Raw genomic sequence first — 20440 nt, 5'->3', positions numbered from 1 at the left:
CAGCCTAGGGCGTCGGAGCGACGTCCGGATGCTCCTCCACAGGAAGACGCGGGTGGCGCGGGCCGAGGCCGATGAGCACGATGACCAGGCCGACCAGCGCACCGAGCGGGACCGCGATGAACGGGCTGCGGCCGGAGACCGCGAGCTGCGCGGGGAGCCGGGTGCCGTCGTCGGCGCTCGCGGCGAGGTCGCTCGGGTCGGCGGGGCCGAGGGCGACTCCGACGCGGAGCATCACCCAGGCCGCCAGCGCCGAGCCGGCGACGACCGCGACCAGGGTCAGCATCGGCACGCGGTCGACAAAGAGCGTGGCCACCAGGCCGACGAGGAGGCCGGCGACGGTGCCGACCACGACGTACCAGCCGGTGCCGGAGAACTGCTGCTGGAGCGCGAGGGCGTCCGCGGGCCGCCACTGGTGGTCGACGACGACGCCGGTCTCGGGCGTCCACACCCGCTCCCAGACGAAGCCCGCCACCGCCCCGGCGAGCGCGAACGCCGCCAGGACGCCGCCGACCTCCACGGCCGCGCGCCGCCGCGAGGCGGTCATCCGGTGAGGCACCCGGGTCCGAGGAGCTGCTTGAGGTCGGCGAAGAGCGCGGGGCTCGGCGAGACCCGGTGCTTGTCCAGGCTCATCACCAGCGTCGACTCGCGGGTGAGCAGGCGCAGGCGCACCTCGGTCATGCCGGGGTGAGTGCGCAGCACCTCCTTGAGCTGGTCGACGACCGGCGGCGTGCACCGGGTCGACGGGAGGCTGATGACCACCGGGCCCGACGGCCCGTCGGAGAGGTCGGGGAGGGTGACCTCCTGGCCCATGATCTCCGGCTGGTCCTTGCTCCGCGAGAGCCGGCCCTTGACCGTGACGATCGCATCCTCGGAGACCACGTGCCCGCACAGCTGCCAGGAGCTCGGGAACAGCAGCACGTCGATGGCGCCGTCGAGGTCCTCGACGGTGACCAGCGCCCACGGGTCGCCCCGCTTGGTGATCTTGCGCTGGACCGAGGTGACCAGGCCGGAGACGGTGATCGGGGTGCCGTCGGCGCGGTCCTCGTCCATCATCAGCTGGCCGATCGTGCAGTCGGTGCCCGTCGAGAGCACGTGCTCGAGGCCGAGCAGCGGGTGGTCGGAGACGTAGAGCCCGAGCATCTCCCGCTCGTGGCCGAGCAGCGTCATCTTGTCCCAGTCGTCGATGTCGGGGATCGTCACCGAGACCCCGAAGCCCGAGTCGTCGTCGAGGCCGCCGAAGAGGGAGTCCTGGCCGATCGCCTCGTTGCGCTTGATGTCGACGAACTGGTCGACCGCCGACTCGTGGATCGCCACGAGGGCACGCCGCTTGTGCTTCATGTCGTCGAACGCGCCGGCCTTGATCAGCGACTCGATGACCCGCTTGTTGCAGACCTGCGCCGGGACCTTCTTGAGGAAGTCGTTGAAGTCCTCGTAGCGACCCTGCTCGGTGCGGCCGGCGACGATGCCGTCGACGACGTTGGCGCCGACGTTGCGGATAGCGGTGAGGCCGAAGCGGATGTCGCGGCCGACCGGGGTGAAGTCGTGGGCCGACTCGTTGACGTCGGGCGGGAGCACCTGGATCTTCATCCGGCGGCACTCGTTGAGGTAGATCGCCATCTTGTCCTTGTCGTCCCGCGCGGACGTGAGCAAGGCGGCCATGTACTCGGCCGGGTAGTTGGCCTTGAGGTAGGCGGTCCAGTAGGTGATGACGCCGTACGCCGCGGAGTGCGACTTGTTGAACGCGTAGTCGGAGAACGGGAGCAGGATCTCCCACAGCTTGTCGATCGCCGCCTGGGGGAACCCGCGCTCCAGCATGCCCGCCTGGAAGCCGGCGTACTGCTTGTCGAGCTCCTCCTTCTTCTTCTTGCCCATCGCGCGGCGCAGGTTGTCTGCGGCGCCGAGCGTGAAGCCGGCGAGCACCTGCGCGATCGCCATGACCTGCTCCTGGTAGACGATCAGGCCGTAGGTCTCCCCCAGAACCGGCTCGAGCGCCTCGGCGAGGGCAGGGTGGATCGGCTCGATCGGCTCGCGGCCGTTCTTGCGGCGTGCGTACTTGTTGTGCGAGTCCGCGCCCATCGGGCCGGGGCGGTAGAGCGCGCTGACCGCGGTGATGTCGGCGAACTGGTCGGGCTGCATCGAGCGCAGCAGCGCCCGCATGCCGCCACCATCGAGCTGGAAGACGCCGAGGGTGTCGCCGCGGCCCATCAGCTCGTAGGTGGGCCGGTCGTCGAACGGCAGCTCCTCGAGCACGACGCGCTCGCCGCGGTTGGCCTCGATGTTGACGATCGCGTCGTCGAGGATGTGCAGGTTGCTGAGCCCGAGGAAGTCCATCTTGACCAGCCCGAGCGCCTCGCACATCGGGTAGTCGAACTGGGTGATGATGGCGCCGTCCTGCGGGCGCGCCATGATGGGCACGATGTCGAGCAGCGGCTCGCTGGACATGATCACGCCGGCGGCGTGCACGCCCCAGTTGCGGATCTGGCCCTCGAGGCTGACCGCGGTGTTGTAGATCGTGCGGACGTCGGGGTCCTGGTCGTGCAGCGTGCGGAACTCGCCGCCCTCGCCGTAGCGCTTGTGCTCGGGGTTGAAGATCTCCTTGAGCGGCACGCCCTTGCCCATGACGTCGGGCGGGAGCGCCTTGGTGATCCGGTCGGAGATCGCGAAGCCGTGGTCGAGCACGCGGGCGGCGTCCTTGATCGCGGCCTTGGCCTTGAGCCGGCCGAAGGTGGCGATCTGGGCGACGCGGTCGGCGCCGTACTTCTCGGTGACGTACTTGATGACCTCGCCGCGGCGGTGGTCGTCGAAGTCGATGTCGAAGTCGGGCATGGACGGGCGCTCGGGGTTGAGGAAGCGCTCGAAGAACAGTCCGTGCTCGAGGGGGCACAGGTCGGTGATGCTCAGGGCGTACGCCGCGATGGAGCCCGCACCCGATCCACGGCCGGGACCGACGCGGATGCCGTTGCGCTTGGACCACTGGATGAAGTCGGCGACCACGAGGTAGTAGCCGCAGTAGCCCTTCTGGGAGATGACCGCGAGCTCCATCTCGACGCGGTCCTTGACGTCCTGGGTCAGCCGCTCGCCGGGGTAGCGGGCCTCGATGCCCCGCCAGACCTCCTTGCGGAACCAGCTGTCCTCGGTCTCGCCGGCGGGCACGTCGGCGCGCGCCATGTAGCCGCCCGTGGACTCGACGAACTCGACCTCGCACCGCTCGGCGATCGCGAGCGTGTTGTCGCAGGCGTCGGGGAAGTCGGCCCACAGCTCGCGCATCTCGGCGGCCGACTTGATGTAGTAGCCGCCGCCGTCGAACTTGAGCCGGTTGGTGTCCGCGAGGCGCTTGCCGGACGCCACGCAGATGAGGGCGTCCTGGCCGGCGGCGTCCTCGGGGTTGGTGTAGTGCGTGTCGTTGGTGACGATCGCCGGCAGGTCGAGCGTCTTGGCGATCCGGAGCAGGTCCTCGCGGGTGGCCCGCTCGGCGGCGATGCCGTGGTCCATCAGCTCGAGGTAGAAGTTGTCCTTGCCGAAGATGTCCTGGAACTCGCCGGCCGCCCGCAGCGCCTCGTCGTACTGGCCGAGCGTCAGCCGGGTCTGGATCTCGCCGGAGAGGCAGCCGGTGCTCGCGATGATGCCCTTGGCGTACTGCTGGAGCAGCTCGCGGTCCATGCGGGGCTTGTAGTAGTAGCCCTCGAGGCTGGCCCGGCTGGCGAGCCGGAAGAGGTTGTGCATGCCGGCGGTGTTCTCCGCCCACATGGTCATGTGCGTGTAGGCGCCACCGCCGGCGACGTCCTTGCCACCCTCCTCGGCCACGTCGCCCTTGCCCCAGCGGACCCGCTTGCGCTCGCCGCGGGGCGTGCCGGGGGTGAGGTAGGCCTCGATCCCGATGATCGGCTTGACGCCGTGCTTGCGGGCCTTGGAGTAGAAGTCGAACGCGCCGTGCAGGTTGCCGTGGTCGGTCATCGCGATGGCCGGCATCCCCTGCGCGGCCACGCGGGTGAAGAGTCCGTCGAGCAGCGATGCCCCGTCGAGCATGGAGTACTCGGTGTGGACGTGGAGGTGGACGAAGGAGTCCTGGGAGCCTGTCGCCATCGTCTCCGGGCTCCTCCTCGGATGCTGCGTCGGTCAGGGTTGCGGGCGTGCTTCACCAGCGCCACGAAGAAGTCCTGGCGACCGGTGGGGGAAGGACGCCAGCCTACGCGACTCGTTCCTCAGATTAGAGCGGCACACCGACATCGCCGACTCGGCCCGTCTTGCCCGCCCGCGGGCCCCGAGTCGGCGCGAAGTGCCCGCCCGGCGGGCACTTCGCGCCGACTCGAGCCCGCTCAGCGGGCAGGTGGCGCCGACTCGGTGGCTTCGAGGCTCTCGGTGATGATCGTGTGCACGATGCGGGCCAGCCGCTCCTCGCCCAGCTCCGGCGCCCGGGCGGCCATCGCCGTGGCGATCGAGCGCTCGCGCTCCGGGTCGCGGGTGGTGTCGCGCTTGTGGTCCTGGACGGCGCGGGTGAGGGCCACCCGGCGGGCCAGCAGGTCGGCCAGCTGCTCGTCGACCTCGTCGATCAGCCCCCGGTAGAACGCGAGCGGGTCGGCGCCCGGCCACGCCATCCGGATGTCCGGAGCCTTCTCCTCGTTGCCGGACCCGTCGGTGCGCTCGAGCTCGACCAGGCCGTGGCGGCGGTAGAAGCGGCGGGCGCCCTCGTTGCTCTCGAAGACCCACAGCGCGAAGCCGGCCGGACGCAGCGACTTGACCAGGTCCAGCAGCGTCGTGCCGATGCCGGTGTCGAGGTGATCGGGGTGCACGAAGAGGTGGTTGAGCCAGGTCGGGGTGACCATCGCGTAGGCGACGATCGCGCCGTCGCGCTCGGCGACCCAGACCTCGACGTCGTCGCTCGCGAGCTGGCCGGCTATCCAGGCCCGGTCCTCCTCGCCCGTGTGCACGGCCGGAGGCATCTGCGGCACGGCCGCCACCCGGGCGGCGGTGTAGAGGCCGGCGACCGCGACGGCGTCGTCCGGTCCGGCCGGGCGGAGCAGCAGGTCGTCAGTGGGCATCGCGGATCACCTCGAGCGCGTGCGCGAGGTCCTCCGGGTACTCCGACTCGTACTCGACGTAGTCCCCCGTGTCCGGGTGCTCGAAGCCCAGGCGTACGGCGTGCAGCCACTGCCGCTCCAGCCCGACCCGGCGCGAGAGCGAGGGGTCGGCGCCGTACGTCAGGTCGCCGACGCAGGGGTGCTTGAGCGCGGCCATGTGGACCCGGATCTGGTGCGTGCGGCCGGTCTCGAGGTGGATCTGCAGCAGGCTGGCGAACCGGTGCGCCTCGAGCGTCTCGTAGTGCGTGACGCTGTGCCGCCCGTCGGCCATCACCGCGAACTTGTAGTCGGCCTTCGGGTGCCGCCCGATGGGCGCGTCGATCGTGCCCTCGAGCGGGTCCGGGTGGCCCTGGACGAGCGCGTGGTAGGTCTTGTCGACGGTCCGGTTGCGAAAGGCGTTCTTGAGCACCGAGTAGGCGTGCTCGGACTTGCAGATCACCATCACGCCGGAGGTGCCGACGTCGAGGCGCTGCACGATGCCCTGACGCTCGGAGGCGCCGCTGGTGGAGATCCGGAACCCGGCGCCGGCGAGGTGGCCGACGACGGTCGGGCCGGACCAGCCGGGCGAGGGGTGGACGGCGACGCCGACGGGTTTGTCGATCACGACGATGGCGTCGTCGTCGTGGATGATCTTGATCCCCTCGACCACCTCGGGCACGACCTCGAGCGGGTCCGCCTCGACCGGGATCGTGACGTCGAGGATCGCGCCGGGCAGCACCCGGTCGCTCTTGGCGACGGGCTTGCCGTCGAGCTCCACGTGGCCGGCGGCGATCAGGTCGGCCGAGCGGCTGCGCGACAGCCCGAAGAGCCGGGCCATCGCGGCGTCGACGCGCTCGCCGGCGAGCCCCTCGGGCACGGGCAGGACCCGGTGGTCGGCGAGGCTCACGGCGTCTTCTCGCTCGTGCGCGAGCCGTCGAGGTGCACGCCGCGGACGACCTGGACGAGGATCAGCCCGGCGGCGACGTTGATGCAGATGTCGGCGACGTTGAAGACCGGCCAGTGCGGCAGCATGAAGAAGTCGATGACGTGACCGCGCAGGGGCCCCGGCTCGCGCAGCAGCCGGTCGGTCAGGTTGCCGGCGACGCCGGCGAGCAGCAGGCCGAGGGCCACCGCCCAGACGACGCTCCCGACCCGGCGCACGAGCCACAGGATCACGCCCACCGCCACGATCGCCAGGAGCGTGAACAGCTCGGTGTACGCCGTCCCGGTGCTGAACGCGGCGCCCGGGTTGCGCACCAGGTGCAGCACGAAGAAGTCGCCGATCAGCTCGACGTCGGGCCGCCCGGTCAGCCGGTCGACCGCCACCACCTTCGCGATGACGTCGACGGCGTACGCCGCGAGGGCGACGAGTCCGAAGACCGCCAGCAGGCGGGGCCGCGGGCCGCGGGGTCGAACGGGTGGGATCTCGTCCTGGTCGCTGGTCAGCGACGCTCCTCGCGCTGCTTGCATGTCATGCACAGTGTGGCACGCGGGAACGCCATCAGTCGCATCTTGCCGATCGGGTTGCCGCAGGACTCGCAGATGCCGTAGGTGCCGTCGTCGATGCGGGCCAGGGCGCGCTCGATCTGGGCCAGCTTGTCGCGCTCGCTGTTGAGCACGGTGAGCTCGTGGTCGCGCTCGAAGCTGCTGGCGCCGACGTCGGCCTGGTCCTGGCCGGCGCCGTCGCCGGAGTCGCGCATCAGGCCGTTGAGCTCGTTGTCGAGGCCGGCCACGATCTCGAGGCTGTGGGTGCGCTGCTCGTGCAGCTCGTCGAGCAGCTCCTTGAGCTCGGCCTTGGTCCAGGCGGTCTCGCCGGCCTGGACGGCGAGCGCCTTGGCCGGCGCCTTCCTCGCGGGAGCCTTGGCGGGGGCCTTGGCGGGGGTCTTCGGGGCGGGCGCGGATGCCTTCGTCACAGCTGCTGCCTTCGTGGCCGGAGCGGCCTTCTTGGCGGCTGGGGCAGCCGCCTTCGTGGCCGGGGCCGACTTCTTGACCGCCGGAGTCGTCTTGGTGGCGGCCGCCTTCTTGGCCGGGGCCGCCTTCGTGGCCGGAGCGGCCTTCTTGGCCGGAGCGGCCTTCTTCGCCGGGGCCGCCTTCTTGGCCGGGGCCGCCTTCTTGGCCGGGGCCGCCTTCTTGGCCGGAGCCGCCTTCTTGGCCGGGGCCGCCTTCTTGGCCGGGGCCGCCTTCTTGGCCGGGGCCGCCTTCTTGGCCGGAGCCGCCTTCTTCGCCGGAGCCGCCTTCTTCGCCGGGGCCGCCTTCTTCGCCGGAACGGCCTTCGTGGCCGGAGCCGCCTTCTTGGCCGCCGACCCGCGGCTCACCACCTTGCGCGCTGCTGCCGCCGCCTGACCGGCGATCGACTTCCTGGTGCTGCGAGCCATGACGGGCCTCCTCGGCCTTGGCGGGGCACGTGCCACCCGAATCGGGTGCAGGGAATCTAGCCGGTGACACCAGCCCCCTCAAACCGACGCACCGGGAAAGCGCGACACCGGTCGGCCCACGAGGGGTCGACCGGTGTCGTCGGAGCCGGCTCAGCGCCGGTCCCAGGCCTGGATCAGGCGTCGTCCTCGCCGAGGATCGAGCGCAGCCGCTTCGGCGCCGGCGAGTCCTCGCCGGCGGAGGCGGGCGGCTCGGAGCCGGCGTTGAGCGCCTCGAGCTGCTGGGTGAAGTAGCTCTTGAGGCGGGAGCGGTACTCGCGCTCGAACGAGCGCAGGTTCTCCACCTCGCTGTTGAGCTTGTCGCGCTCCTTCTCGAGGTCGCCGAACATCTGGCGGCGGCGCTCGGCGGTCTCGGAGTCGAGCATCTGGGCCCGGGTCCGGGCGTCCGCCTCGAGCCGGTCGGCCTTGGTGCGGGACTCGACGTCGAGGCGCTCGGACTTCGTGCGCGCCTCGGCGATGATCTTGTCGGCCTCGTTCTTGGCGTCCTCGACCAGCTCGTCGGCGTTGCGGGTCGCGATCTCCAGCAGGCGGGCCGCGGCGTTGGAGGCCTCGGGGACCGTCTCGACGCGGATCGTCTCCACCGGGCTGGCCACGGCCGCGACGACCGGCGCGGGGGCTGCGACCGGGGCCGGCTCGGGCTCCGGCTTCTTCTCGACCACCGGCTCGGGAGTCGGGGCGGACGTCGGGACCGGCGCGCCGGACTGCGCGGCGGAAAGCTTCGACCTGAGGTCGTCGTTCTCCTTCGTGAGCCGCGCTAGCTCCGCCTCCACCTCGTCGAGGAACTGGTCCACCTCGCCCATGTCGTAGCCCTCACGGAGCCGGACAGGAGTAAAGCGCTTGTTGCTCACGTCCTCAGGCGTCAGCGGCATGACCTCACCCATTCATTCTCGTCAGAGTTACTGTCGGTCGAACAATAGCGCCTGCCACGGTGGCAGGCGCAGCCAAGTAGTCGATGACCCATCAGGTCAGCAGCAGCCTCGCGTTGAGCGAGAGCAGCACGTAGGCCAGGACCATCACGATCAGGAAGCTCAGGTCCAGGGAGATGTTCCCGATGCGCAGCGGCGGCACCACGCGGCGCAGTGCCTTGATCGGTGGGTCGGTCGCGGAGTAGACGCCCTCCAGGCCGACCAGCAGGGCGCCCCGCGGCGACCACTGGCGCGCGAAGATCTGCACCCAGTCCACGATGAACCGGACCCACAGCAGCGCGATGAACACCCAGAGCACGATCTGGATGACGATTCCCACGGTTTGCACGTACGACGAGTCCTAGCTCTGGTTGAAGAACCCGCCCTCGACGATCCGCGCCTTGTCCTCGGCTGCGACCGAGACGTTGGGAGGGGAGAGCAGGAAGACCTTGTTGGTGATGCGCTCGATGGTGCCACGAGTGGCAAAGACGAGCCCAGCCGCGAAGTCCACCAGTCGCTTGGCGTCGGCGTCGTCCATCTCCGAGAGGTTCATGATGACCGGCGTGCCCTCGCGGAAGTTCTCGCCGACCGTGCGCGCCTCGTTGTAGGTGCGCGGGTGCAGCGTGGTGATGCGGGAGAGCTCCGCGACCACCCCGGTCGGACCGGTCGCGGTCGCCGGGCGGCGCCGCTCCGAGAGGTCGGCGACGGTCGCCGGGCGCGACGGGGCCTTGGCCTGCCGCGCCGAGACCGGCATCGTCTCCTGCGTCTCGTAGTCGCCTTCGTAGGTGGCGTACTCGTCGTCGTACCGGCCGGTGTCCTCGAGCAGGCCGAGGTACTCGCCGATCCTGCGCATCGCGCCGCTCATGACTGTCGTCCTCCGGAACTCCGCATCCCCAGGTGGGGCTGCACTGTTGGTGTTTTGGACCCTACTGGACCCGAGGCCTCGGACCGAGGACCGCGGAGCCTATGCGCACGTGTGTCGCGCCGTGTCGTACGGCGTGCTCCAGGTCGCCGCTCATGCCGGCCGAGAGCCAGGTGGCGTGCGGGTGGTCGACCAGGAAGCCGCGGCGGACGCCGGCGAGCCGCTCGAACGCCGCCTCCGGGTCCTCGCCGAGCGGGGCGACCGCCATCAGCCCGCGCAGCCGGAGCAGCCCGGCGGCGCCGACGGCCGCCGCGAGGGCGGGCAGGTCGTCGGCGTCCGCGCCGGCCCGACCCTCGCGGCCCGGCGGGTCGAGGCTGACCTGGAGCAGCACGTCGACCGGGCGGTCGCGCTCGTGGGCGCCGCGGTCGAGTCCAGCGACCAGCTTGGTCCGGTCGACGGACTCGACGACGTCGGCGTAGGCCGCGACCGCCGCGGCCTTGTTGCTCTGGAGGGCGCCGATGAAGTGCCAGGTGAGGTCGAGGTCGGCGCACTCGGCGGCCTTGGCCTGCGCCTCCTGGTGCCGGTTCTCCCCCACGTCGGTGACCCCCAGGTCGGCGAGGATGCGCACGTCGGACGCCGGGAAGTACTTGGTGACGACGACGAGCCGGACCTCCGCCGGGTCGCGATCGGTCTCCGCGCACGCGGTCGCGATCCGCTCACGCACGGCCGCCAGATTGGCGGCGACCTCGTCGTAGCGGCTCACGGGTGCCTCCACACGACGCCCGCGAGCCGGCCGGCGGCCGCCCCGTCGCGCCGGTGGGAGTGGAGCGTGTCGTCCTCGCGGGTGCAGCCGCCGACCTCCGTCGCCGGCACGCCCGCCTCCGCGAGCTGGGCGAGCACCCCGGCGCCGAGGTCGAGCGCGGGCGTGCCCCAGGTCGTGCTGGCGTGGGTGGCAGGCACCGCCGCGGCCACCTCGGCGCGCATCTCCTCCGGCACCTCGTAGCAGCCGCCGCAGATGTGCGGACCGACCCAGGCACGGACCGGCACGCGACCGAGCGCCGCGAGCGTGGCCGGGACGACGCCGCGGCGTACGCCCTCGCGCCCTGCGTGCACGGCCGCGATCCGGCCGTCGTCGGCGACCAGCAGCACCGGGACGCAGTCGGCGGCCCGCGCCAGCAGGGCGACGCCCGCCTCGGCCGTCACCAGCGCGTCGGCGTCCGGGAACGCGCCGTCCGGCCCGGTGACGACGTGCACCGCGGTGCCGTGCACCTGGTGCATGAGGTACGGCGTGGCGCCGGTCGCTGCGGCGACCTCGGCGAGGCCGGCGGCTCGGACGTCGTCGGCCGCGAGGTCGCCGAGGTCGAGGCGGCGGTCCGTGAACGCGACCGACACCGTGCCGGTGGCGACCGGCACGGTGTCGACGTGGAAGAAGGTCACTTGAGGAAGTCGGGCACGTCCAGGTCGTCGTCGTCGAACTGGACCTGGGTCGGCGCCGGTCGCGGCGCGGTCGGCTGGACCGGCTTGTCGGACGACGACGCCGCCGGGGCGCTCGCCGGGACCGTGGCCCGCTCGGCCTCGGGTCGCGGAGCCGGCTTGGCCTCCGGGCGCGGGTCCTTGCGCAGCGTCGAGCCCTCGTCGCGGCGCTTGGGCTGGCCACCGTCGAAGCCGGCGGCGATGACGGTCACCCGGACCTCGTCGCCGAGGGCGTCGTCGATGGTGGCGCCGAAGATGATGTTGGCCTCGGGGTGCACGGCGTCGGCGACCAGCGCCGCCGCCTCGTTGATCTCGAAGAGGCCGAGGTCGGAGCCACCGGCGATCGAGAGCAGCACGCCGTGGGCGCCGTCGATGCTCGCCTCGAGCAGCGGGCTGGACACCGCCATCTCGGCGGCCGCGACGGAGCGGTCGTCGCCACGCGCCGAGCCGATGCCCATGAGCGCCGACCCGGCGTTGGACATCACGGACTTCACGTCGGCGAAGTCGAGGTTGATCAGGCCGGGCGTGGTGATCAGGTCGGTGATGCCGGAGACACCCTGCAGCAGCACCTGGTCGGCCTGCTTGAACGCGTCGAGCACCGAGACGTTGCGGTCGCTGATCGAGAGCAGCCGGTCGTTGGGGATCACGATGAGGGTGTCGACCTCCTCGCGCAGCTGCGCGATGCCCTCCTCGGCGGAGTTGGCGCGACGCCGGCCCTCGAAGGCGAACGGCCGGGTGACGACGCCGATCGTCAGGGCGCCGAGGCTGCGCGCGATCCGGGCCACGACGGGCGCACCGCCGGTGCCCGTGCCGCCGCCCTCGCCGGCGGTCACGAAGACCATGTCGGCGCCCTTCATGACCTCCTCGATCTCGTCGGCGTGGTCGTCGGCGGCCCGGGCGCCCACGTCGGGGTTGGCGCCGGCGCCGAGTCCACGGGTGAGCTCGCGGCCGATGTCGAGCTTGACGTCGGCGTCGCTCATCAGCAGCGCCTGGGCGTCGGTGTTGATGGCGATGAACTCGACGCCCTTGAGGCCGACCTCGATCATCCGGTTGACGGCGTTGACACCACCACCACCGATGCCCACGACCTTGATGATGGCCAGGTAGTTCTGTGCTGCTGCCACGGCTTTCGCCCTTCGCTCTGCGTGCGGATGTTCGGGATGTCTGCTGGTACTGGGGAAGTCGATCGGCGTGTTCCTCAACTCTGACCCTCAACCTGAGGGTTATAGTTATGTCAACCTCGCCGTGCCGACGACACTAGGCAGGGCGGCACGCCATTTGGCGGCGACACGCCGCCTAGCGGGTGGTCGGCTGCCCGGGAACGCTGACGTCGTAGCGCTCGGCCTCGACGGCATCGAGCAGCTCGCCGAGGACGGCGGCCTTCTGCTCGGTCTGCTCCGCACTCCCCCAGATCACCTCGCGGCCGTCGCGCAGCTCGAGGGTGATCTCGTCGACGGTGGCGACGTCGACGTGATCGACGTCGGAGGCGAGGTCGCCGGGGAGCGCGGCGACGACCAGCGCACCTTCGCGCAGCGCCTCCGAGCCGGTGTCGGCGTCGGTCTCGATCTGCGGCAGGTCGGCGGGTGCTCGCTGGTAGTCGCGGAAGACGACCCCATCGGCGTCCAGACCTCGGAGTCGGCCGCCGAGCGTGACGACGGCGACGGGCTCGCGCTCGGTGACGACGATCCGCACGCGGTCGGGCCACTCGCGGCTGACGTCGGCGGACTTCACGGGCGCCAGCGCCTCGACCCGGGTCCGGATGCGGTCGAGGTCGACGGTGGCGAGCGGCTCGCCCACGGGCACCGCGGCCGCGCGCTCGACCTGGTCGGCGCGCAGGTGCTCGACCCCGGTGACGTGGGCGCCGTGCACGGAGAGGTACGACGAGCCGAACACCAGCCACAGCCCGCCGACGACCAGCAGCAGCACCAGCAGCACGGCCAGCACGCGGCGCCAGGCGAGCCAGCGGCGGGCGCGCTGCCGGCGCGCGAACCGGCGCCGGTTGCGCTCGAGCGCCGGATCCGGGGCCGGCTCGGGGCCGTCGTCCGACGCGGCGCTGAGGGCGTCGAAGCCCTGGGTCGCCTCCGGGTCGCGGGGTCTAGCCATCAGCCGCCCCCAGCAGTGCCAGCACCTGCGGGGCCACCTCGGTGACCGTGCCCGCGCCGAGGGTGAGGACCAGGTCGCCGGGCCGGGCCCGGGCGGCCAGCGCCGCGGCCGCGTCGGCGAGGTCGGGCACGAACGCCACCTGGGCGGCGGGCAGCGGCACCGCGCCGGCCACCAGCGCGCCGGTCACGGCCGGGTCGGCGTCCTCGCGGGCGAGGTAGACGTCGAGCACGACGACCTCGTCGGCGGCGCCGAGCGCCTCGCCCATCGCGGTGCCGAAGATCCGGGTGCGCGAGACCAGGTGCGGCTGGAAGGCCACGACGACGCGGCCCTCCCCCGCGAGCGCCCGCGCCGCCTGCAGGTCGCCGGCGATCTCGGTGGGGTGATGGGCATAGCTGTCGTAGACCCGGACGCCGCCGGCCTCGCCCTTGGGCTCCATGCGGCGCTTGGTGCCGGTGTAGGCCGCCACCCCGCGCGCGAGGTCGGCGGGGTCGTAGCCGAGCGCGACGCCGGCCGCGTGGGCCGCGAGCGCGTCGGCGAGGTAGTGCGCCCCCGGCGACCAGAGCGTCACACCGGCGAGCGCCTCGGGCGCACCCGCGGAGACCTCGATGACCCGGCGGCCGGCCGCGCGCTGCCGCTCGGCGAGCGCCGCCGCGCCGGGGTCGTCGACGCAGCACACCAGGAAGCCGTCGGCCGCGACCGTCGCGGCGAACTCGTCGAACGCCGCGACGTAGGCCTCCTCGGTGCCCCAGTTGTCGAGGTGGTCGGCCTCGACGTTGGTGACGACCGCGGCGTACGGCGCGTAGTGCAGGAAGGCGCCGTCGCTCTCGTCGGCCTCGGCGACGAAGACCTCGCCCGTCCCGTCGGCCGCGTTGACGCCGGTCGCGGACAGGTCGCCACCGATGGCGTACGCCGGATCCGCGCCGGCCGCCTGCAGCGCGACCGTGAGCAGCGACGTCGTGGTCGTCTTGCCGTGGGTGCCCGCGACGGCGACCACCCGGCGGCCGGCCATCACCGCGGCCAGGGCGGCCGAGCGCGGGAGCACCCGCAGGCCGCGGCGCACCGCCTCGGCGTACTCGGGGTTGTCCTCGCGGACCGCGGTCGAGACGACCACGGTGTCGGCGTCGCCGAGCTGGTCGGCGGCGTGCCCGAGGTGCACCGTGGCACCGAGGTCGCGCAGCGCCTGGAGCGTCGGCGAGTCGGTGCCGTCGCTGCCGCTGACCGCGATGCCGCGCGCCAGCATGATGCGGGCGATGCCGGACAGGCCGGCGCCGCCGATGCCGACGAAGTGGACGTGTCCCAGCCGGTCGGCGGGCAGGATCTCGTCCGGGACCGGGACCTTCACCGCTCCGCCCCTGCTCGGGCGACCTCGAGGACGATGCGGGCGAGCTTCTCGTCGGCGTCGCGCGGGACCACCGCGGCGGCCGCCGCGCCCATCTGGGCGAGCCGCTCGGCGTCGACAGCGAGGGCCGGCACGTGCTCGACGATCCAGTCGGTGGTGAGCTCGAGGTCGTCGACGATCAGGCCGCCGCCCGCGGCGACGACGGGGCGTGCGTTGAGCACCTGCTCGCCGTTGCCGATCGGCAGCGGCACGTAGACGGCCGGCAGCCCGACCGCGGCGGCCTCGGTGACGCTGTTGGCGCCCGCGCGGCACAGGGCCAGGTCGGCGGCGGCGTAGGCGAGGTCCATCCGTTCGACGAAGTCGACCACGACGTAGGGGACGTCGGTGGGCGCCGGCTCCGCTCCCCCGTGCTTGCCCTGGACGTGCAGCACCTGGACGCCGGCCGAGGCCATCGCCGCGGCGGCGGCCGACACCTGCTGGTTGAGCCGCCGGGCGCCCTGGGAGCCGCCGGTGACCAGCAGTGTGGGCCGGTCGAGGTCGAGGCCGAAGAACGCGCGGGCCTCGGCGCGCATCGCCTCCCGGTCGAGGCCCGAGATCATCGGGCGGATCGGCAGCCCGACGAGCTCGGCCCGCCGCAACGGGGTGTCCGGGAAGCTCACGGCCACCCGGCTCGCGAACCGCGCGCCGGCCCTGTTGGCCAGGCCAGGCACGGCGTTCTGCTCGTGGATCACCAGCGGCACCTGGCCCTTGCGGACGGCGAGGTAGAGCGGCATCGAGACGTAGCCGCCGTAGCCCACGACCACGTCGGGCCGCACCCGGTCGAGCACCGCGCGGGTCTCCCTGACCGCGGCCCGGAGCCGCGTCGGGACCTTGAGGAGGTCGGCGCTGGGCCGGCGCGGGAGCGGCACCGGCGGGGTCAGCTCCAGCGGGTAGCCGGCGGCGGGGACCACCGTGGTCTCGAGGCCGCGCGGGGTGCCGAGGCAGGTGATCTCGACGTCGGGACGGAGCCGTCGGAGGGCGTCGGCGGTGGCGAGCAGGGGGGAGGTGTGGCCGGCGGTTCCACCGCCGGCGAGCAGGATGCGCATCGCGGGCAATCCTAGGAAACGCGGCCGGCGGCGAGACCGGCGGAGCGGGCCTTCTTGCGCTGCGCCAACGCCTGCGCGGCCTCCGGGTCGCGGCGGGCGAAGCCGATGAGGAGGCCGAGGGCGACCAGGGACGGGACGAGTGCGGAGCCGCCGTAGGAGACCAGCGGCAGCGGGATGCCGATGACCGGGACGAGGGCGAGCACCATGCCGACGTTGATGATCATCTGCCCGAGCAGCCAGACGACGATGCCGAAGCTCATGTAGCGGACGAACGGCTCGGTCGTGTGGGTCGCGATCCGGACCGCGGCGTAGGCGATCGTGAGGAAGAGGCCCACGACGAGCAGCGTGCCGATCAGGCCGAGCTCCTCGCCGAGCACGGCGAAGATGAAGTCGGTGTGCGCCTCGGGCAGGTCGCCCCACTTCTGGCGGCTCGAGCCGATGCCCTCGCCGAAGATGCCGCCCGACGACAGCGCGTAGAGGCCGTGCGCCGGCTGCCACCCGGTGTCGAGGTAGTCCTTGAACGGGTCGGCGAAGTTCGAGAGCCGCGCCAGGCGCTCGGAGCTGGTGGAGGCGAGGTAGAACGCCAGCACCGCGACGCCGCTGAGCATCGCCGCGAAGAGCCGGCCGGGTGCGCCGACCACCCACAGCATCGCCATCAGGATCGCGGCGAGCACCAGGGCGGTGCCGAGGTCCTTGCCGAGCACCACGAGGCCGACCACGAGCAGCACGCCGGGCACGACCGGCATCAGCACCTCGTGGAAGCTGCCGAGCCGCTTGTCCTTGCGGGCGTAGATGTGGGCCGCCCACAGCACGATCGCGAGCTTGGCGACCTCGGCCGGCTGGACCACGAACGGGCCGAGACCGAGCCAGTTGGTGTTGCCGTTGACCTCGCGACCGAGTCCCGGCACCCGCACCAGCGCGAGCAGCACGACGGCCAGGATCAGGCCGAGCCAGGCGAAGCGACGTACGAACGACGTGGGCAGCCGGGAGGCCACCCAGGCGCAGGGCAGACCGATCGCCACCCACATGAGCTGGCGGGTGACGACGGCGTAGGAGCTGCCGTTCTGCTCGTAGGAGTAGACGCTCGACGCGCTCAGCACCATGATCAGGCCGATGGTGAGCAGCAGCCCCGAGGCACCGAGCAGCAAGTAATAGGCCGTCAGCGGGCGGTCGAGCGCGTGCCGGACGGCGGCGTACCAGTGTCCCCACGAGGTGCGGCGCGCCTGGGCCTCCGGTGCCGGGAGCGGAGGGCTGACGGTGGTCATCGCGTCCCTCCCTGTCCGTGCCAGCTGTCGTGCTAGGCCCTGCGTCGTACGGCGTCCGCGAACGCGTCGCCGCGCTCGGCGTAGTTGGCGAACATGTCCATGGACGCGCAGCCGGGAGCGAGCAGGACCGTGTCGCCGGGTCGAGACAACTCGGCCGCCGCGGTGACGACGCGCTCCATGGCATGTCCACCATCTACGGGGCCAGTCTCGCCGTCGCCGACCACGATCACCGGAACATCCGGGGCGTGTCGCGAAAGCGCGGCGGCGATCACGTCGCGGTCGTGACCGAGCAGCACGACGCCGCGCAGCCGGTCCCGGACCGCCACCACGAGGTCGTCGAAGCTCGCGCCCTTCGCCAGCCCGCCGGCGACCCAGACGACCGGGTCGTAGGCCTGCAGCGAGGACTGCGCGGCGTGCGGGTTGGTGGCCTTGGAGTCGTCGACCCAGGTGACGCCGTCGCGCTCCGCCACGACCGCGATCCGGTGGCCGTCGGGGCGGAAGGACCGCAGCCCGTCGCGCACGGCGGCCTGGGAGACGCCGTGCGAGCGGGCCAGCGCGGCCGCTGCGAGCGCGTTGGCCACGAAGTGCGGAGCGGGCGAGGCCAGGTCGGCGATCGTGCACAGCTCGGCGGCGCTGGTGTCGCGCTGCTCGATGAAGGCGCGGTCGGCCAGGATGTCCTCGACCACGCCGACCATGCCGACCGACGGCATGCCCAGCGTGAAGCCGATCGCCCGCGCGCCCTCCATCACGTCGGCCTCGCGGACCAGCCGCTCGGTCTCGGGGTCGGCGACGTTGTAGACGCAGGCGCGCTGGACGCGCTCGTAGATCCGGCCCTTGTCGGCGGCGTAGTCGGCCATGCCGGTCGGCCCGGCGTACCAGTCGAGGTGGTCCTCGGCGAGGTTGAGCACGGCGGCCGACTCGGCGCTCATCGAGTGGGTGTAGTGCAGCTGGAAGCTGGAGAGCTCGACCGCGAGGACGTCGTAGGGCTCGGAGTCCATCACCGCCTCGACGATCGGCAGCCCGACGTTGCCGACGGCGATGCTGCGCAGGCCGGCGGCGCGCAGGATCGAGTCGAGCATCTGCACGGTCGTGGTCTTGCCGTTGGTGCCGGTGACGGCCAGCCAGGGCGTGTGGTGGTCGGGGTCGCGCAGCCGCCAGGCCAGCTCCACCTCCCCCCACACCGGGATGCCGCGCGCGGCGGCCTGCGCGAGCAGCGGCGCGTCGGGCCTCCAGCCAGGCGAGGTGACGAGCAGGTCGACGTCGTCCGGCAGCACCGCGGTGCTGCCGGGGCCGAGGCGTACGTCGGCGCCGAGCACCTCGAGCAGCTGCGCCTTGTCGGCCCGGTCGCCGGCGTCGGACTCGTCGAGCGCGACGACGGTCGCGCCGAGGTGGTTGAGGTTGTCGGCGGCGGCGAAGCCGGACACGCCGAACCCTGCGACGACCGCGCGCACGCCCTCCCAGGAGTCGTGCCGGCCGAGACCGTCGACGTTCACAGCCGAGCGACCCACTCGGCGTAGAAGATGCCCAGACCCGCGGCGACGCAGAGCCCGGTGATGATCCAGAAGCGGATCACGACCGTGACCTGCTCCCAGCCGAGCATCTCGAAGTGGTGGTGCAGCGGGGCCATCCGGAAGATCCGCTTGCCCCGGGTGAGCTTGAAGTAGCCGACCTGGAGCATCACCGACAGGGTCTCGATGAGGAAGAGGCCGCCGAGGACGATCAGCAGCAGCTCGGTGCGGGTGAGGATCGCGAGGCCGGCGAGGGCGCCACCGAGCGAGAGCGAGCCGGTGTCGCCCATGAAGATCGCGGCCGGCGGGGCGTTCCACCACAGGAAGCCGAAGCACGCGCCGGTCAGCGCGGCGGCCACGATCGCCAGGTCGAGCGGGTCGCGCACGTCGTAGCAGAGCGCGGTGTTCTCGACCGCGCAGGACTGGTTGTTCTGCCAGATGTTCACCAGCATGTAGGCGCCGAAGACCATGGTGCACGCGCCGGTGGCCAGGCCGTCGAGGCCGTCGGTGAGGTTCACGCCGTTGCTGGTCGCAACGATGATGAACCAGATCAGCAGCACGGCGACGACCATCGGCAGCGCCAGCCAGCCGATGTCGCGCAGGAACGAGATCTTCTGCGAGGCCGGTGTCACGCCGTCCCCGTCCTCGAGCCAGTGCGAGAGCGCCAGCACGCCGAAGACCACCGCGATGAGCGTCTGGCCGATCATCTTGGCCTTGCTGCGCAGCCCGAGGCTGCGCTGCTTGGAGATCTTGATGTAGTCGTCGAGGAACCCGACCAGGCCCATCCCGACGAAGAGGAAGAGGAGCAGCAGCGCGGACGCCGACGGCACGGTCTGGGTGATCAGCAGCGCGCCGAAGTAGCCGACGACCGTCGCCAGGATGATGACGACGCCGCCCATCGTGGGCGTGCCGCGCTTGGTGTGGTGGCTGGTGGGGCCGTCGTCGCGGATCTCCTGGCCGTAGCCCCACTTGGTGAAGAGGTTGATCGCGACCCGGGTGCCGAGGAGCGAGAACAGCAGCGCCAGGCCACCGCCGAACAGGATGGCTCTCATCGTGCGCTCCCTCCCTCCACGTCGTGGGCCAGCAGCCCGTCGGCGATCACTTCCAGGGCGGCGCCGCGCGAGGCCTTGACCAGCACGACGTCGGCGCCCGCGACATTCTCGCGCACCCAGGCCAGTGCCTCGGCACGCCCCGCCGTGACGATCGCCTCATCCCCGGCTCCCGCGGCGATGCCCGCAGCCTCAGGACCGACGGCCACGACGACGTCGACGCCGAGCGCAGCCGCCGCCCGGCCGACGCCGACGTGCTCGTCGTACGCCGTGGGGCCGAGCTCGCGCATCTCGCCCAGGACCGCGACCGTACGACGCCCGCGCCGGGCGCCGATCGCGACCAGCGCCTCGAGCGCCGCCTGCATCGAGGCTGGGTTGGCGTTGTAGGCGTCGTTGACGACGACCAGGCCGTCGGCGCGCTCGTGCAGCTCCATCCGCATCGGGGAGGCGTCGGCGGCGGCGCTGAGCGCGGCGGCCACCCGCGCCAGCGGGACGCCGACCGCGAGCGCCATCGCAGCCGCGGCGGCGGCGTTGAGCACCTGGTGGGCGCCGCTCTGCTGCAGCCGGACCGGCCGCCACTCCCCCGCGTGCCCGAGGTCGAAGGACGCGCGGCCCAGCTCGTCGAGCTCGAGGCCGCGCCAGGCGACGTCGCCGTCGGCGCCGAAAGTCGTCACGGCGGCGGAGGTGCGGGTCGCCATCGCGGCGACCAGCGCGTCGTCGGCGTTGAGCACCGCGGTGCCCTCGGCGGGCAGTGCCTCGACGATCTCGCCCTTGGCCTGCGCGATCGCCTCGCGCGAGCCGAACTCGCCGAGGTGGGCGGTGCCGACGTTGAGCACGGCGGCGACCCGCGGCGGCGCGAGCTCGCAGAGGTAGCCGATGTGGCCGATCCCCCGGGCGCCCATCTCGACGACCAGGTAGCGGGTGCCGGCGTCGGCGGTGAGCACGGTCAGGGGGACGCCGAGCTCGTTGTTGTGGTTGCCGAGCGTCGCGACCGTCGGCCCGACCGTGGCGAGCACCTGCGCCAGGTAGTCCTTGGTGCCGGTCTTGCCCTGGGAGCCGGTGAGCGCGAGGACGATCGCGTCGACCCGGTCCACGACGTGCCGGGCCAGCCGGCCCAGCGCGACGACGGGGTCGGCGACGACGACGGTCGGGGCCGCCGTGGCGCGGCTGCCCAGGACCGCGTGCGCGCCGGCGGCGTACTCGTGACCGTCGACCTGCTCGCCGACGACCGCGACGAACAGCCCGCCGGGGACGGCCTGCCGGCTGTCGACGTACGCCGCCCCGTCGACGACCACGTCACGGGCGCGGGCGTCGCCGTGGACGGTGCCGCCGACCACGGTCGCGATCTCGGCCAGGGTCATC

General features: G+C 72.3%; 19 protein-coding genes. All 19 read right to left on the bottom strand.

Features of this window, described 5'->3' with window-relative positions; all coding sequences use genetic code 11:
* Positions 1–4: 4 nt before the first annotated feature.
* The 19 genes from HZF07_RS01305 to HZF07_RS01215 all read right to left on the bottom strand — a co-directional run bounded on the left by HZF07_RS01305 (position 5) and on the right by HZF07_RS01215 (position 20439).
* Positions 5–544, bottom strand: a complete 540-nt coding sequence (locus tag HZF07_RS01305) for a hypothetical protein (RefSeq protein WP_157346384.1) — start codon at positions 542–544, stop codon at positions 5–7.
* A complete protein-coding gene (gene dnaE, locus HZF07_RS01300) occupies positions 541–4083 on the bottom strand; it encodes a DNA polymerase III subunit alpha (protein ID WP_157346382.1) in 3543 nt (1180 codons plus the stop codon). Before dnaE ends, HZF07_RS01305 begins: the two co-directional genes overlap by 4 nt.
* A gap of 233 nt (positions 4084–4316) precedes the next feature.
* Positions 4317–5039 carry a GNAT family N-acetyltransferase gene (locus HZF07_RS01295; RefSeq protein ID WP_157346380.1) on the bottom strand — a complete coding sequence of 241 codons (723 nt, stop codon included), beginning with the start codon at positions 5037–5039 and terminating at the stop codon, positions 4317–4319.
* Entirely contained in the window at positions 5029–5964 is a 936-nt protein-coding gene (locus HZF07_RS01290; RefSeq protein WP_181644625.1) for an RluA family pseudouridine synthase, read from the bottom strand. The genes HZF07_RS01295 and HZF07_RS01290 overlap by 11 nt, the downstream gene beginning before the upstream one ends.
* Positions 5961–6527 (bottom strand): signal peptidase II, encoded by a 567-nt coding sequence (gene lspA / locus HZF07_RS01285; RefSeq protein WP_157346377.1) that lies wholly within the window; start codon positions 6525–6527, stop codon positions 5961–5963. Before lspA ends, HZF07_RS01290 begins: the two co-directional genes overlap by 4 nt.
* Positions 6500–7432, bottom strand: coding sequence for a TraR/DksA family transcriptional regulator (locus HZF07_RS01280; RefSeq protein WP_181644624.1), 933 nt, complete (start codon positions 7430–7432; stop codon positions 6500–6502). Before HZF07_RS01280 ends, lspA begins: the two co-directional genes overlap by 28 nt.
* A 173-nt stretch (positions 7433–7605) precedes the next feature.
* Positions 7606–8358 carry a DivIVA domain-containing protein gene (locus HZF07_RS01275; RefSeq protein ID WP_157346374.1) on the bottom strand — a complete coding sequence of 251 codons (753 nt, stop codon included), beginning with the start codon at positions 8356–8358 and terminating at the stop codon, positions 7606–7608.
* A gap of 91 nt (positions 8359–8449) precedes the next feature.
* Positions 8450–8734, bottom strand: a complete 285-nt coding sequence (locus HZF07_RS01270; RefSeq protein WP_309504211.1) for a YggT family protein — start codon at positions 8732–8734, stop codon at positions 8450–8452.
* A gap of 21 nt (positions 8735–8755) precedes the next feature.
* Complete coding sequence (locus tag HZF07_RS01265) at positions 8756–9259, bottom strand: cell division protein SepF (RefSeq protein WP_157346372.1); 504 nt, start codon at positions 9257–9259, stop codon at positions 8756–8758.
* Positions 9260–9320: 61 nt separating this feature from the next.
* Positions 9321–10019 (bottom strand): YggS family pyridoxal phosphate-dependent enzyme, encoded by a 699-nt coding sequence (locus HZF07_RS01260; protein WP_181644622.1) that lies wholly within the window; start codon positions 10017–10019, stop codon positions 9321–9323.
* Positions 10016–10693, bottom strand: a complete 678-nt coding sequence (locus tag HZF07_RS01255) for a polyphenol oxidase family protein (protein WP_181644621.1) — start codon at positions 10691–10693, stop codon at positions 10016–10018. Before HZF07_RS01255 ends, HZF07_RS01260 begins: the two co-directional genes overlap by 4 nt.
* Positions 10690–11853 (bottom strand): cell division protein FtsZ, encoded by a 1164-nt coding sequence (ftsZ, locus tag HZF07_RS01250; RefSeq protein WP_181644620.1) that lies wholly within the window; start codon positions 11851–11853, stop codon positions 10690–10692. Before ftsZ ends, HZF07_RS01255 begins: the two co-directional genes overlap by 4 nt.
* A 172-nt stretch (positions 11854–12025) precedes the next feature.
* Positions 12026–12832: a cell division protein FtsQ/DivIB gene (locus HZF07_RS01245; protein WP_157346370.1), complete on the bottom strand. Its 807-nt coding sequence runs from the start codon at positions 12830–12832 to the stop codon at positions 12026–12028.
* Positions 12825–14174, bottom strand: coding sequence for a UDP-N-acetylmuramate--L-alanine ligase (murC, locus tag HZF07_RS01240; protein ID WP_181644619.1), 1350 nt, complete (start codon positions 14172–14174; stop codon positions 12825–12827). The genes HZF07_RS01245 and murC overlap by 8 nt, the downstream gene beginning before the upstream one ends.
* The gene (murG, locus tag HZF07_RS01235) at positions 14171–15256 is read right to left on the bottom strand and encodes an undecaprenyldiphospho-muramoylpentapeptide beta-N-acetylglucosaminyltransferase (RefSeq protein WP_157346368.1); all 1086 of its coding nucleotides are present in this window, start codon (positions 15254–15256) and stop codon (positions 14171–14173) included. The genes murC and murG overlap by 4 nt, the downstream gene beginning before the upstream one ends.
* Positions 15257–15267: 11 nt before the next feature.
* Positions 15268–16521, bottom strand: coding sequence for a putative lipid II flippase FtsW (ftsW, locus tag HZF07_RS01230; protein ID WP_157346366.1), 1254 nt, complete (start codon positions 16519–16521; stop codon positions 15268–15270).
* 32 nt (positions 16522–16553) lie between these two features.
* Positions 16554–18014 (bottom strand): UDP-N-acetylmuramoyl-L-alanine--D-glutamate ligase, encoded by a 1461-nt coding sequence (murD, locus tag HZF07_RS01225; protein ID WP_181644618.1) that lies wholly within the window; start codon positions 18012–18014, stop codon positions 16554–16556.
* Positions 18011–19081 (bottom strand): phospho-N-acetylmuramoyl-pentapeptide-transferase, encoded by a 1071-nt coding sequence (mraY, locus tag HZF07_RS01220; protein ID WP_157346364.1) that lies wholly within the window; start codon positions 19079–19081, stop codon positions 18011–18013. Before mraY ends, murD begins: the two co-directional genes overlap by 4 nt.
* Entirely contained in the window at positions 19078–20439 is a 1362-nt protein-coding gene (locus HZF07_RS01215; RefSeq protein ID WP_157347348.1) for a UDP-N-acetylmuramoyl-tripeptide--D-alanyl-D-alanine ligase, read from the bottom strand. The genes mraY and HZF07_RS01215 overlap by 4 nt, the downstream gene beginning before the upstream one ends.
* Position 20440: the final 1 nt, after the last annotated feature.

The sequence above is a fragment of the Nocardioides agri genome (assembly GCF_013778305.1).
GTDB lineage: Bacteria > Actinomycetota > Actinomycetes > Propionibacteriales > Nocardioidaceae > Nocardioides > Nocardioides agri.
The sequence above is the reverse complement of the archived record's forward strand: the minus strand, read 5'-3'. Positions and strand labels throughout refer to the sequence as shown.